The 12065-nt window shown below is 67.2% G+C and carries 9 protein-coding genes; 2 read left to right on the top strand and 7 right to left on the bottom strand.

Going from position 1 to position 12065, the window contains the following annotated elements; all coding sequences use genetic code 11:
- Window positions 1-7: 7 nt before the first annotated feature.
- The 5 genes from AC2FAN_RS25975 to bcsN are packed head-to-tail and all read right to left on the bottom strand — an operon-like array spanning window position 8 to window position 8701.
- The gene (locus tag AC2FAN_RS25975; RefSeq protein ID WP_485176912.1) at window positions 8-2176 is read right to left on the bottom strand and encodes a tetratricopeptide repeat protein; all 2169 of its coding nucleotides are present in this window, start codon (window positions 2174-2176) and stop codon (window positions 8-10) included.
- The gene (locus AC2FAN_RS25980) at window positions 2167-3186 is read right to left on the bottom strand and encodes a family 8 glycosyl hydrolase (RefSeq protein WP_485176913.1); all 1020 of its coding nucleotides are present in this window, start codon (window positions 3184-3186) and stop codon (window positions 2167-2169) included. Before AC2FAN_RS25980 ends, AC2FAN_RS25975 begins: the two co-directional genes overlap by 10 nt.
- Window positions 3183-5639, bottom strand: coding sequence for a cellulose biosynthesis cyclic di-GMP-binding regulatory protein BcsB (locus tag AC2FAN_RS25985; RefSeq protein ID WP_485176915.1), 2457 nt, complete (start codon window positions 5637-5639; stop codon window positions 3183-3185). The genes AC2FAN_RS25980 and AC2FAN_RS25985 overlap by 4 nt, the downstream gene beginning before the upstream one ends.
- Complete coding sequence (bcsA, locus tag AC2FAN_RS25990) at window positions 5636-7819, bottom strand: UDP-forming cellulose synthase catalytic subunit (protein ID WP_265050116.1); 2184 nt, start codon at window positions 7817-7819, stop codon at window positions 5636-5638. Before bcsA ends, AC2FAN_RS25985 begins: the two co-directional genes overlap by 4 nt.
- A 27-nt stretch (window positions 7820-7846) precedes the next feature.
- Window positions 7847-8701, bottom strand: coding sequence for a cellulose biosynthesis protein BcsN (bcsN, locus tag AC2FAN_RS25995; protein WP_485176916.1), 855 nt, complete (start codon window positions 8699-8701; stop codon window positions 7847-7849).
- Between the two features lie 567 nt (window positions 8702-9268).
- Between bcsN and AC2FAN_RS26000 the strand changes: the two genes are divergently transcribed.
- Window positions 9269-9553 (top strand): hypothetical protein, encoded by a 285-nt coding sequence (locus AC2FAN_RS26000; RefSeq protein ID WP_265050114.1) that lies wholly within the window; start codon window positions 9269-9271, stop codon window positions 9551-9553.
- Window positions 9554-9641: 88 nt separating this feature from the next.
- Here the strand turns inward: AC2FAN_RS26000 and AC2FAN_RS26005 are convergent, their stop codons facing one another.
- Both AC2FAN_RS26005 and AC2FAN_RS26010 read right to left on the bottom strand, forming a co-directional pair.
- Window positions 9642-9869 carry a DUF2934 domain-containing protein gene (locus AC2FAN_RS26005; protein WP_476806108.1) on the bottom strand — a complete coding sequence of 76 codons (228 nt, stop codon included), beginning with the start codon at window positions 9867-9869 and terminating at the stop codon, window positions 9642-9644.
- A 149-nt stretch (window positions 9870-10018) separates the two neighbouring features.
- Window positions 10019-11041 (bottom strand): bile acid:sodium symporter family protein, encoded by a 1023-nt coding sequence (locus AC2FAN_RS26010; protein ID WP_485176917.1) that lies wholly within the window; start codon window positions 11039-11041, stop codon window positions 10019-10021.
- A gap of 96 nt (window positions 11042-11137) precedes the next feature.
- On the opposite strand from AC2FAN_RS26010, the gene AC2FAN_RS26015 reads away from it, so the two are divergent.
- Complete coding sequence (locus AC2FAN_RS26015) at window positions 11138-12025, top strand: LysR family transcriptional regulator (RefSeq protein ID WP_485176974.1); 888 nt, start codon at window positions 11138-11140, stop codon at window positions 12023-12025.
- The last annotated feature ends 40 nt before the right edge of the window (window positions 12026-12065 follow it).

The raw sequence follows: 12065 nt of genomic DNA on the forward strand, positions 1-12065 counted from the left end.
GGCTCTTCTAGTATCTGTTGCGCTGGGTCACATCGCGGATCGCGGTCAACCCCGACAACGCCTGGGGTGACTTGTTCGCCTTGTAGAGCGCCTGGAAGACCTGGTCGGCGTCATCGAACCGACCGAGATTGAAATAGGACCACCCGCGCATCAGCATCAGGTCGGTGGTCTCGGGGGCGTAGCGCGCGCGGCCCGAAAGCGTGACCAACGCTCCGTTGAAATCCTTGGCATCGTATTGCGCGTAAAAGCGCTCCGAGAGGAGCAGGGCCGAGAGCTCGTTGCGTCGCGCGACTGGCAGCGCTGCGCTGCTTGCCGCCGCGCTGGCCTCCGTCGTCAATCCCTGCTGGATCTTGGCATAAGCCAGGCCCGCGGCTGCATCGGCGGCGACCTGGGCACTGCCGCTGCGCCGCGCCGCCTCGAAGGCCTCCGCCGCCGCAACCGGGCGCTTGAGGTTAAGCAGGCACCAGCCGCGCTGCAGGGCGGCCGCACCAGACGAGCCGGCACCGCAACTGCCGCTGCTCGGGCGTGCCGCACTCGGTCGGGGGGACGCCGCCACGACCGCCGTGTCGTCTTGTGCCACCGCGCGACGAGGGCGCTCCGCAGGACTGACGGGGCGAGATATGCGTTCCACGGGCTCGACGGCGGGCTCTATCCGCGAAACCGGACGCGTATCGGCAGCCACGGGTCGATCCGCCTGGGGCGAGGGCCTTCTGCGCGCGGGATTGAGAATGTCGGCGATCCGCTGGGAACGACCGCCCCATTCGGTCATGAGGGCCCGCAGCCCGCCTTGATCGCGCAGGCGCTGGCGCACGAGCGCGAGTCCATAGGCTGCCGGCTCGTAGCCGCGGTCCCATGACAGAGCCGTCTCAAACCAGGTGCCGGCCGGCACGGTTTGTCCCGAGTTGTAGGCATACCAGCCGAGTGCCGCCGCTCCGGGTGCGTAGCGGTCCGTTCCGACCGTCTTGACGATGCGTTCGATCACGTTGCGCTCGAGCCGCAACGGCGGCTCCTGAGTGAGCAGCGCGGTGACGACATCGAGATAGGCCTTGCGGTTGGCGGCTCCGGCCTCCAGCCATTGCGCGCCGAGCGTCTCGGCCTCCTGGTATTTCCGCGTCGCGCCCAGAGCGAGCACCGCGCCTTCGGCGGCCTTGGCGCCGCCATTGCGCGTGAGCGCGGTCTGGAACCATGTCGCGGCCTTGGCCGGGTCGTTGTGGTGGAGGGCGTAGAAGCCGAGCAGTATCGGGTCGTCCGCCGTGGCGGCAGCGTTGGCGAGCGCCTCGATGCGGCGGATATCCTCTTGCGTTGCGGTCTGGGCCGGGTCGTCGGCCGCCTTGCCGATATGGCGTCGCGCGAGTTCGTCGCGGATGCTCGCGAATTCGTTCTGCCGCTCCTGTGCGAGGAGCGGGTCGACGAAATTCTCCGGCAGCGTGGTGATCACCTTCTGCATCGTGCCGATCCGCTCGGCCGGGTTGGTGCAGTTGGCGAGAACATAGGCGTAGGCGTCGCGCGCGCGTTCCGGCTTGCCGGTCTGGACGAAAGCCTCGCCGACGCGCCAGAGCGCATCGACATTGGCGCAGGTCAGCAGGGCCGGCGTCTCGGTGCCGAGGCGGATGACCTGTTCCCACTGCCGGGCGTTCGATGCGTTGACGAGGCGCTGGCGGGCCTCGGTCAGATCGAGCTGCGCGACGAGATCGGCCGGCGCACGCCAGTTCGGATCGGCGCTGCTGCGCTGCGCTATCGCGGCGCGCACCTCGCCGTATTTGCCGTCGGCGAAGAGCTTCCACATCCGTTCGAGTTCGGGGTCTCCGACCTGGCCCTGCGATGTCAGGTCGGTCGGTGGCCTCCACTCGGGATAGAGCGCGCGCAGCCTGGCGAGCTCGGCTTCGAAGCGGCGGGTGTCGCCCTGCGCCGCGAAATAGCGCAGCGCGGTTTCGTCGACCTTCTGCGGTTGCGGCTGGGACTGTGGCGGCGCAGCCGCTGGCCGGCCGGGCACGCTGGGAGCCTGCGCCAGTTCGATAGCTGTTTCCGAGCCCGGCGTGGCCGATTGCGCCTGTCCCTCAGCCTGCGCGGACCGAATCATGGATTGCGACGGCTTTACGTCCTGGCCGTAGCGACCGAAGGCGTAAAACGCGACGCTCGATGCCGCGACGAGGATCAGGGTCGATTTCACATGCATTGCGGATACCTCTCGCTCAGCATGGAGAGGGAGAGAAGGTGCAGGGTCGACGGATAGTAGAGCGTCGGCTGGAAGGTTTTCAGCTCCTCCGGAATCGGGGTGCCGTCCAGCGCGCAGGCCATGGCGGCGGCCAGAATGCGATAGCCGGCATCGGCCAGCGGCTCGACCGGCTTGCCGCTGCGCACATCGATGACCGCGGTGCCGTCGGCCCAGGCCTGCCGGAACGGCGCGAGGCGTGCCTTCTCGCCCAGCCCCGCGCGCAGCAGATAAAGCGGGATGCGGATCGCGTTGTAGCCGAACTGTGCGGGGAAACCTTCGGCCGGCTTTGGCTCGGCCCTGATCGACAGCCATTCGGGCGCCAGCATCTTTCGCTTCGCCAGATCGTCGAGCAGCTTGAGCCCGCTTGCCTGGAGCTGCATCCAGACGGGCTCGCCGGTCAGCTGGGCCATGACCGGGAGGGCCTCGAACACCCAATAGGACGGGTTGATCACGGGGCCGTCGGCGCGCTCCTTCTCCGAAAAGCCGACTGCGGCCGGCATCAGCCAGACATCGCTGCCGCGCTTCAGCAGGGCCACCTTCGCCAGCGAGCGGGCGATCTGGCGGGCGGCGGCGGTATAGGCCGGCATGGTCCAGCGGCTGCCGGCGCAGGCGAGGGCGTGTGCGATCAGCAGATCGCCGTCGCTGGCGTTGTTGATGTCGCTGACGCGTGGGGTTGCCTTCGGATCCCAGCGCCAGGCCGCAAGCCCGTCGTCCCGGATGAGGAGCTCGGTGCGGGTGAAGGCGAAGATGCTGGCGAAGGTGCTGCGGTCTCCCGCGAGGCATGCCAGCAGGAGCCCGTAGCCCTGGCTCTCGCTGTGGCTGATCCCGCCATTCGCATCGTCGATGACGCGGCCCTCGGCCGTGACGAATTTCTGCCGGTACAGCGCCCAGGCATCGGCAGGCACGGTCGCCTGCGCGTTTGAGAGGAAGCCGAGAAAGGTCGCGGCCAGCACGGCGAGGAAACGTTTCATGATCGACGCCCCAACCGTCCGAGCATCAGCGAGGTTCCGATGCCCAACCCGATGCAGGCCGTGAGGAGGGCCAATGCGTAGATCCCGATATTGCTCGACATCCAGTTGGCGAAGACCAGGCGCATATTCGCCAGGCTGAAAGGCCTGGTCATGACGAAGGAGGTGCTGTCCGCAGAGATGATGTGGGCTTCCTGGGCACCGCGAAAGGCAGTGATCTTGCCGGCCATGCCCGCCCAGTTGCCGGGCGAGACGATCCTGTCCACCGTGCTTTCCAGCGCCTCCTCGCGGCGGGCGATGAAGGCGGTCCAGACCTGCCTCGTATCCGGGTCGGCCGCCTGGACGGCGATGAGATCGGTGCCCTCAGCCGGCTCGTAGAGCGTGGGCGCGCGCGAGGGGGTACGCAGCTGCGCGAAGGACAGGTCGAAGGTTCGCTGGAGCCATTGGTCGAAGGCGATGAAATAGCGTGCGAGCGGGCCGCCCAGCGAACCGCGCCAGCGCTCGCGGACGCCTTCCGTGGTCGGTGCCGCGCCGCCGGACGCTTCCGGCGTCGCTTGCCGGCCCTGCAGCCGGTTGATCACCGCATCGAAGACGGCGGCGCCTTCCGCATCCGGCGTCACCACCACGGCATCGGCGCGCAACGGCCAGGTCGCACGGACGTTGTCGGCGATGCCGACACGCGGGAGCAGCCCGGCCGGCAGCTGTCCGGCCGCGCCGACGATCAGGACGGGCCGGTCGCCGACGGCCGCGGGGCCTGCCAGCACATCGACGGCGAGCGGCCGGCTGGCGCGCTGGGCGATGCGCGCCAGCAATGTCGTCGCGGCGCTGAGATTGGCGGGGTCCTGCCGGCCCATGATCAGCGCGACCCGCGATGCGACCGAATAGGGGAAGCCGGTGCCGGCGACTGCTGCGAGATTGGGGCTCACGCCGATCTTGGCGAAGTCCGGGATGGCAAGTGCGGTTGTGTCGAACAGCGCAAAGCGGCTCTTGCCGGGCAGCGTCGCCCCCGGCCCGCAGGCCAGGTCCGATTTCGTCACGGTGACGGTCTCGAACCAGACTTCGTTGACGCCTGGGCGGAAATGCCGAAGCGGCACGGTGATCGGAAATTGCTGGAAGAGACCGCCCGTTGCGGCATTGAGCGGCACGGTCGCGGCGACGTTGCCGTTGACGAAGATCTCGATATGGCTGTCGCCCGGAAGGACCTCGTTCGAGTAGGCGCCATCCAGATAGAGCGTCGCCTCGCCATAGGCATTGGCATAGAAGTCGCCGGGCATCGCGACGACCGCACGCACGCGCATGCGGCGCCCGGACGATTCCTGGGTGGCGATGCCGAGCTCGGAGAAGCGCACCACCTGCCGGTCGGAGATGAAGGGCGCATCGGGCACGTGCCAGCTTGCGGTATCCATGGTCTTGCGGTTGATGTTGGCGGGCCGGGAAACCGGCGCGGTCAGGATCTTGCCGACGATCGCGTCGAGATCCGGCCAGCTTTCGCCGGTCACGAGCAGCATGTCGGCGCCCTTCTTCGGGCTCGGCACGAAGCCGAGGAAGCTGCGGCCACCGGCTTCGGCGGGCAGCGCTCCCAGCAGGGCGCGTATCTCTTCGTTCGTGCCGAGTGCGACGGTCAGCGTCCCCGGGCGGACACGGTCCGGCATTTGTTCGGAGACTTTCACCGCCACCTGGCCATAGCGACCGCGCAAGGCGAGTGCCTGTGCGACGGCGAAGATGCTGTTCGCCGAAATGGCGCGCGAGGCGCCGGGCGCGACGATGACGATCGTGGTCTGGCCGCCCTCGTCGGCGCCGATGGCCGGCAGATCGTCGATGCCGCGCAGGCGGAACTGCTGCGCGTTCGGGCCCTTGAACGTCAGCCGGGTACCCGCGCCGTCGATGCGGGTCCACAGTTCATAGGTCGAGGCGACCGTGCAGTCCGTCCGATGCCGCTGCAGGACTTCGAAGCTGATCGTATTCTGCCCCGGCCGGAGCAGGCCCTTGCGAACCGCGGTGGAGCTATGCTTGAGGCGATCGGACGAGGCGATGGGCACCTCGATGATCCGCTCGCCATTGAGGCGAACGGCCAGCCGCGACACCTCCGGCATCACCACGAGCGCGTTCTGGAAGGCGACGTCGAGGCTCAGATCGGTTCCTGCTTCGTCCTGCGACAGGTAGAAGGCCCAGCTGCGCGTGTCGCTCTCGCCTTCGAGCGTGACACGCGACGCAGGCAGCAGCGGCTTGAACGCGAAAGCGGGAGCCGGGGTCGGCCCCGCCTCTCGCGATCGCGATGGAGCGGGGGCAGGGGCCGCAGGCGGCGGCGCGGCCGGCTGCTGGCTCGGCGGGGCGATCATGAAGGGCGCCGGGGCGGGAGCAGGCGACGGCGGCTCCTGTGCGGCAAGATGCGGGATCAGCCCCAGCGCCAGCGGAGCGATCGCAGCCGCGAGAAAGGGCAATCCGAACCGCTTCATTCCGCCGCTCCCGGCCGCGAGGGAGAACGGGAAAACCGGTAGAGACCGAAGAAATAGGACAGGCCGCGGCTGGTCTGGAAGACCGCCATCCGCAGGAAGCGCAGCGTGCCGTAGATCACGCCCATGTTCTGGCGCCGCGCCTTCTGGAACTGGCTCCAGTTATCGGCGTCGGAGAATGCGAGGTCGGCGATGATCCGGCTGTGCAGCGGTTCGCTCGGCTCGTAGCTGCAACCCAGCATGAGCCCCTTGTCGTCGGGAGCAAGGCGCATGACGCGTACGGGCAGCGAGCCGCGCGGCATGTCGATCGTCGTCTCGAACGAAACCTGCCCGACGGTGCCGACCGGCACCTTGTCGAAATCCTTCGACATCACGCGGATGGCGATGCCGTCGACCGATACGTTCTCCGTGACGACCGGGGCGGTCCGGCCGTCGATGGTGATCTCGCCGCGGCGCTTCACGGCAAAGCGACGCGCGGCGCGGCCTTCCGGCCGCTCGGAGACGACGCCGAGCGCACAGCCCGCCATCAGCAGGTTGAGGATGTTCCACAGTCCCACGACCAGGGTCGTGTCGGCGTTGTACGGCTCCGCGACCGTGCGCCAGTAGGTCGCGATGACGCCGAGAAACAGCACGGCGAAGATGATGAAGAACGGTTTGCCGAGCTCGGAAACGCGCCTGCTTTCGAGCGACTCGTTCTTCGCCGTGACCTTGAAGGTCGGCTTGGTCGGCCTCAGCAGCACCGAGATCACCGCCGGCAGCAGGTAGACCGACTGGATGAACTCGTAGAGCTCGGAGATCCACGGCCAGCGATAGCGGCCGTAGAGATAGTTCTGCATCATCAGGTTCACCACCATGTAGCTGAGCACATAGGCGATGAACTCGGCGCCCGAGGCAGTGAAGATCTCCAGGCCGAAGAACAGATAGAACAGCGGCGCGATCAGGAAGGTCAGCCGCGCGAAGGGGAAGAGCCAGAACAGGGCCGAAGACGAGTAGCAGAGGCGCTGCGGCAGGGAGAGGCCGCTCTTGAACATCGGGCGGTGGAACAGCAGGATCTGCATCATGCCCTGGGCCCAGCGCGAGCGCTGGCCGATGAAGCTGGTGAAGGTCGCCGGCTGAAGCCCCGCGATGAGCGGCTTGTCGACATAGACGCTGTGCCAGCCCGTGGCGTGCAGGGTGATCGCCGTCTCGGCATCTTCCGTGATGCTGCGCCCGGAGAAGCCGTTCGTCGTCTCCAGCGCGGTGCGGCGCAGGACCGCGGCCGAGCCGCAGAAGAACGAGGCATCCCATTTGTCGAGGCCGCGCTGGATGATGCCGTAGAACATCTCGTTCTCGGAGGGCATCATCTTGAAGGTCTTGAGATTGCGCTCGAGCGGGTCGGGATTGATGAAGAAGTGCGGTGTCTGGACGAGGAAGAGCTTCGGGTCCTGCCCGAAATAGCCGACCGTCTCGGTCAGGAAGCTGCGCGCCGGGGCATGGTCGGCGTCGAAGACGACGATCAGCTCGCCTTGCGAGTTGGCGATGCCGTTGTTGAGATTGCCGGCCTTGGCGCTGATGTTGCGCTCGCGCGTCAGATAGGTGACGCCGAGCCCCTCGCACAGCGTCTGCAACGTCGCGCGCCTCTCCCGCGCGGCGCTGGCCCCGACGAAGTTGTCGGCATTGCATTTCTCGTCGGTGCCGCCGTCGTCGAGCAGAAACACCTTCAGGCGGCCTGCCGGGTAGTCCATCGCCAGTGCGGCCGAGAGCGTCGTCGCCAGAAGCTCCGCGTCCTCATTGTAGGAGGGAACGAAGACATCGACCGTCGGCGCGTTCTCCGGATCGATCGGCGGCGTCTTGCGCTTGGGCAGCGGCATCGCGACGACGAACAGGCTGAGGAAGAGCATGCCGATATTGTAGAGCTCGGCGAGATAGACGATCAGGCCGGGGATGAAATCCTCGAGCTGGTTGACCGGCGGCAGGGTGCTGGTGGTGCGCCAATAGATGTAGCGCAGCACGATGGCGGTCCCGAGGCCCAGCGCGATCAGCCGCCAGACGCCGTAAGGCCTCAGGAATTTGAGGATGATCATCGCGGCGACGACGATCGCGCCGGCGATCAGATGCGCCTGCAGGCTGATCGGCAGCGTGATGAGCACCACGACCACGATCGCGGTGATGGCCCAGAAGATGACGTAGCTGGCTGTTCGCATCAGGCGTCCGGCAATCTGGGGTTACGCTCAGGGCGCGGGCGGCGGTGGAACGGTCGGATATCCTTCGAGAGGCTTGTCCGGGATGGGCTCGGGGGCTTCCTGCATGCGGCGCTCGGCGCGCGGCGCCCGTGCGGGGCGCGGCCGTGCGACGGGCTGCTGCTCGAAGGCATCCGCGGCGGAGGCCTGCGGCACCGGATAGATCGGTGCTCCGGCCCTTCCGAGCTCCGGCGCGGGCGACGGCGCGTCACCGATCGGGTTCCAGCCCGGCCGCCGCAGCGAGGCGTTGATCGAATAGCTGTAGGCGAGGCGCAGCAGGCTCGCTTCCGTGGCGACGGGGTCGCAGACGCGGATGCGGACCGAGATCACGCCCGATCTCGGGAGGAATATGCTGTCTCCGTTCGCCATGCGCTGCCAGGCATAGAGGCAGGCCTCGCCGCCCGCTCCACGCCCGAAGGCGTAGCCGAAGGGGCCGAACTTGTTCTGGACGAAGACGGCTGCCGGGGCCATGGCGACGCCGGGCAGGCGCTCTTCCATCTCCTGTGCGATGGCGAAATCGTCGATGCTCGGTTCCCTCAGCAGATTGCCCTCGACGCCCATGCTGTCCGGGAGATCGGCGGCCGTCAGGAAGGCGACGTGGATCGCGTTCTCGCCAGGCGTGCGGCCACGCGTCGCCAGGGAAACCACCTGCGAGACGGCGTTGTCGTAGCTGCGCTGCGTCACCCCGGTCACGGGGAGGCTGCCGGGCGGAGGCAGGGCCAGCGCCCTGCCGACATCGACGGTGACGGCTCGCGATGCGCTCATCAGCTCGGAAGTGGAGAGCTTCTGCTCGCCGCAGCCGGCTCCAGCCAGACCCAGGCAGGCTGCTGCTGTGTATATCGCCATGCGCCTAGGCGCCGGGCATCGCCTGGGCTGAGGCGGCCTCGAAACACTCATCGGCGAGCCGGTCGATGTCTGCTCGGCATCGTCATGTCTTGACCATTGGTTAATACAGGTTAACGCGCCGTTACCTTCGACCGTGTGACCGCAATACGACCGTCAGGCTCGAACCCCCGACCGTAATACAGATGATTCGCGAGATTATTCCAACCTTGGATCTTTGCCGGACGGAGCGTCCAGGGCGCGATGCCATGGCGTCCAGGCGGTGCGGAGAGGCGCTTTCGTCCGATGATGACGGCCCGCCGACCAGCCGCATGGATTGATAAAGTGGTCGCTTCCGGGCGCCCGCACTTTGAAAACACCTGTTGAGAAGACGTCAGGCCGACAAATCAAGGATCGCACGCGAGCCAAATCGCCATGCAAGAACGGTCGATGAGACTGCAGGCGATGCAGGGCGGCCCGGGGCGTTCAAGTACAAAGCCTTGAGGGATACCGATTCTGCTATCCTCGCCATGGGCGCGGCATTTCCGCCGCGGGCTTGCGCCGCCGCGCCGGGCGCGGCAACAATGGCGGATGATCAGGATATCGATAGCTGCAAGCGCCGTTGCCATCCTCGTGGCAGGCTGCGTCTCGTCCCCGCCGCGACCGGTCTCGGGCGCGCCGGCTGCCTCGTCCAAGCGGATCGTTCGAGACAGCTTCCAGCTGATCCTGCCGGACGGCACGCGCGTGAACCCAGACTCGACCGGCGGTTTCGAACTGCCCAACGGTGATTACGTCAAGCGCGATCCCGGCGGCGCACTCATCCTGCCGACAGGCGCGCGCTGCCTGCCCGACCAAGGCGGATATCTCTGCCCGTGATCGCGTAAGTCAGGCCATGGCGGCCGGGAATGAGCCTTCCGCCTTGTCCACCTTCATCGCTATTGCGCCGCTGGAATGCAGCGCCGAGTCAGCCTCCGTGCTGCTGCGATGCCTTGCCGTCTGCTGCCGCCGTTTCGGCCGCCTGCTGGCGCGATGGCGACGATGTGTTCTCGTCGTCGAGCACATGGTTGTGGCTGCGGTAGGCCCATATTTCCTTGGCCGCTTCCCAATGCTCGCGGTCGCGGCCTTCGGGTTGGCCGTCCTTCATCCACAAGCCGTAGGCGATCTTCCTGATCTCGCGTTGTTCGTCCTGCATGGGTCGTCTCCATGACCGTTCCCCGTCGCGCGGCGGGGGATTTTGGCCTCAGGGAGTGCAACGGTCCTGCCGTGCAGGAGATCAACGGCATGGGGCGCGCGCTGTTCCGTCGCCGACCTCAGATTGAGGAGCGGCGCCGGGGCCAGGTCTCAGGCCTTGGCCGGGGTCAGTGCGGCGTCGGCGGACGGGTCCGCTTTCGGCTGAGCCGGGCGGCGCGCATAGCGTTGCGCCAGCACGGCGCAGGCGAAGAGCTGCGCCTGGTGGAAGAGCATCAGCGGCAGCACGATCAGGCCCAGTGCTTGGCCGGGGAAGAGGATGTTGGCCATCGGGATGCCGCTCGCCATGCTCTTCTTCGAGCCGCAGAAGACGATGGCGATCTCGTCGTCCTTCGAGAAGCCGAGGCGACGGCTGACGATGGTCGTGATCGCCAGCACCACCGCGAGTAGGACCATGTCGAGCAGCAGGATGAGGCCGAGATCGCCGAGCGTGACCTGCGACCAGATGCCGGCAACCATGCCCTCGCTGAAGGCGGCGTAGACGACGAGAAGGATCGAGCCGCGGTCGACGATAGAGATCGGCGCCTTGTGGCGCTGAAGGAAGGGCCCCACCCAGCGGCGCAGCAGTTGGCCGGCGACGAAGGGCAGGAGGATCTGCAGTGCGATGCTCTCGACCGCCTTCGCGCTGAAGCCGCTGCCATGAGAGTCGAGCAGCGCGACGACAAGCAGGGGCGTCAGCACGATGCCGAAGAGGTTGGAAACCGAGGCGCTGCACAGCGCCGCAGCGACATTGCCCCGCGCGATCGAGGTGAAGGCGATCGAAGACTGCACGGTCGAGGGCAGGATGCAGACGAAGATCAGCCCGGCCACGAGCTCCGACGGCAGCCAGCCACCGAAGAGGCGCGTCAGCAAGAGGCCGAGCAGCGGGAAGAGCACATAGGTGCTGGCGAAGACCAGCGATTGCAGCCGCCAGTGCAGCAGCCCCTCCCAGACCGCCAGCGGCGAGAGGCGCGCCCCGTAGAGGAAGAACAGCAGGGCGACCGCCACCGTGACGGCATCGTCGGCGATCTCGGCACCGATCCCGCGCGCCGGCAGGATGGCGGCGACCGCGACGGTCGCCATCAGCGCAATCAGATAAGGGTCTATGCCGAAGCGGGCGAGGGTGCGGCGGATCATCTGCGGTCCTTCAGGTGAGGTGTCGCTTTCTAATCCTTTCTGGCTTTATTTTGATCCGGACTGGACATGATATCGCTCATCATGAATCATGATGACATGAAGCCGCTCGATCCCGTCCTGTTACAGAGCTTCCTCAAGGTCTGCGAGACGCTGAGCTTCACCGAGGCCGCGCGCCAGCTCGGTCTCCGCCAGTCCTCGGTCAGCCAGCATGTCGCGCGACTGGAGAAGAGGGTCGGGCGGCGGCTATTGGCGCGCGACACCCATGAAGTGCGCCCGACGCCGGATGGCGACGCCATCCTGCCCTTCGCGCGGGAGGTTCTGGAGGCCGGCAGCCGGATCGAGCGCTATCTCAAGGGCTCGACGCTGCGCGGGCGGCTCCGGCTCGGAGTCTCCGAAGACTTCGCCTATACGGCGCTGCCGGACATCCTGGCCGAATTCGCCATGCAGCATCATGCCGTCGATCTCGAACTGACGGTCGGCCTCAGCGGCCTGCTCTACGAGCAATACGACGCCGGCGATCTCGACCTGATCTTCGCCAAGCGCCGCAAGGGCGACGAGCGCGGGGAAGTCGCTTGGCAGGAACGCCTCGTCTGGATCGGGCGGCCGGGTGCAAGATTGGTCGAGCAGCGCGAGGTGCCGCTGGTGCTCTATCCGCCGCCGAGCATTACGCGCGTCCATGCGATCGAGACGCTGGAGCAGGCCGGGTGCGCCTGGCGCGTTGCCTGCACCAGTGGTAGCCTCGCGGGCCTGCGCGCGGCGACGGTGGCGGGGCTCGGCATCACCGCCCATTCGGCCCGGCTGATTCCGCCGGGGCTGGCCGAGGTCGAGCCGCGCGAGGCGCTGCCGACGCTCGGGACGATCGAATTCGTCGTCATCGGCGGACAATCGCGTCAAGAGGCGGCGCGGGCGCTCGCTGCCAGCATCCTGTCGGGTGCGGGGCGCCTCCTTCCTTCAGTGCCGACGCGGCGCGGCAGGAAGGTCTAGCTACGCATGCTCTGCGTCCAGCGAGGCGCATCTTCAGCGA

The sequence above is a fragment of the Allobosea sp. RIT-PG3_2 genome (genome assembly GCF_057321085.1).